Raw genomic sequence first — 1,682 nt, forward strand, 5'->3', positions numbered from 1 at the left:
AAGACGAGCTGGTGCTGGAGGCGCAGCAGCAGGCCATCCACGAGCACCCCGACCACCAGTTCTACAACCTCAACATCGACGCCGGTTCGATGTGGGCGCGCCGTCTGATCGACAACATGGTGGCGCGCGAGCGCCCGCGCGGCGGCGGTGCATCGGTGATCCCCATCCGCCGCTTCGGCTAGGGCGGTACACCCATGGCAAATGCTACAAATTTGATAGCGCCTCACGCAGAAGATACGAGGGCTGCAGCCGAAATTGGCACTGAAAGCGCCCAGGTCCGGGCCCAGTTGCGGCTGCGTGAAATGATCCTGGCCGGCGAGCTGCCGGGCGGCGCGCGGATTGCCGAGCTGAGCATCGTGGAAAAACTGGGCGTCTCGCGCACGCCCATCCGCGCTGCGCTGATGCGGCTCGAGCAGGAAGGACTGATCGAAAGCCTGCCCAACGGCGGCTACGCGGTACGCACGTTTTCCGAGCGCGACGTGTCCGAGGCGATCGAGCTGCGCGGCACCATCGAAGGCCTGGCGGCCCGGCTGGCCGCCGAGCGCGGCGTGGCGCCGGTGGTGATGGGCGAAGCGCGCGAATGCCTGCAGCGCATTGACCAGGTGCTGCGCCAGCCGGCGCTGAGCGACGAGGATTTCTCTGCCTATGTGAAGCTGAACGAGCGTTTCCACAGCCTGCTGGGCGAGCTGGCCGGCAGCGCCTTCATGGCGCGCGAACTGGAGCGCGTGGCCAGCCTGCCATTTGCCTCGCCATCGGGCTTTGTGGTGGTGCAGGCCAATTCGCCGCAGGCGCGCGACATGCTCATCGTCGCGCAGGACCAGCACTGGCAGGTGCTGGACGCCATCGAGCGGCGCGAGGGCGCCCGCGCCGAAGCGCTGATGCGCGAACACTCGCGCATTGCCCAGCGCAACCTGCGTGACGCCGTGAAAAGCCATGACCTTGACCAGATGCCCGGCGTGCGCCTGATCCGCAAACGCAGCTGACCCCTGACCTGAAGACCCACCATGAAAAGCAGCCAGACCTGGGCCGACGCCCACGTGCAAGCCCTGCGCGACCTCACGCCCACGGTGCGCGAATTCACCATCCGTCCTACTGGCGGTGCCGTGCCCCACGCGCCGGGCAGCCACCTGCAGCTGGAGGTGATGGTCAACGGCCGGCCACAGGTGCGCTCGTATTCACTGGTGGGACTGCCCGATGGCGAGTGCTACCGCATTGCGGTGAAGCGGCTGGATGACGGCAAGGGCGGCTCGCTGGCCATGTGGCAGCTGGCCCAGGGCGACCGGCTGCGCATCAGCGAGCCCCAGAACCATTTCCCGCTGGATTGGGACGCCCCGGCCTGCCTGTTCGTGGCGGGTGGCATTGGCGTCACGCCGCTGGTGGGCATGGCCCAGGCACTGGCCGCGCGGGGCGCGCGACCCCGCATGCTGTACGGTGTGCGATCGGTTGACGAGCTGGCCTATGCGCCGGAGCTGCGCCAGGCACTGGGCGACGCGCTGGTCACGCTGGCGGGCCAACCGGTCGACTTTGCCGCTGAAATTGCCGCGCTGCCTGCCGGCGCCCAGCTCTATGTCTGTGGCCCGGCCCCCATGCTGGACGCCGCGCGCCGGGCCTGGGCCGCCGCCGGCCGCCCGCTGGCCGACCTGCGCTACGAGACCTTTGGCAGCAGCGGGCGCCATGCGCCA

2 protein-coding genes and 1 pseudogene are annotated in these 1,682 nt (G+C 68.9%); all 3 read left to right on the forward strand.

The window, feature by feature from the left end; translation table 11 throughout:
• Window positions 1-182 (forward strand): annotated as a pseudogene (locus ACE3OK_RS12520) (hypothetical protein); the annotation flags it as partial.
• A 12-nt stretch (window positions 183-194) separates the two neighbouring features.
• Entirely contained in the window at window positions 195-983 is a 789-nt protein-coding gene (locus ACE3OK_RS12525; RefSeq protein ID WP_374249887.1) for a GntR family transcriptional regulator, read from the forward strand.
• Between the two features lie 21 nt (window positions 984-1,004).
• On the forward strand, window positions 1,005-1,682 hold a 678-nt coding region (locus ACE3OK_RS12530; protein ID WP_374249888.1), incomplete at its 3' end, for a ferredoxin reductase.

The sequence above is a fragment of the Thermomonas sp. genome (assembly GCF_041905325.1).
Classification (GTDB): domain Bacteria; phylum Pseudomonadota; class Gammaproteobacteria; order Xanthomonadales; family Xanthomonadaceae; genus Thermomonas.

Excerpts from the sequence above, each read along its gene's own strand:
- ACE3OK_RS12525 (WP_374249887.1), top strand. The coding sequence starts at position 195 with ATGGCAAATGCTACAAATTTGATAGCGCCTCACGCAGAAGATACGAGG.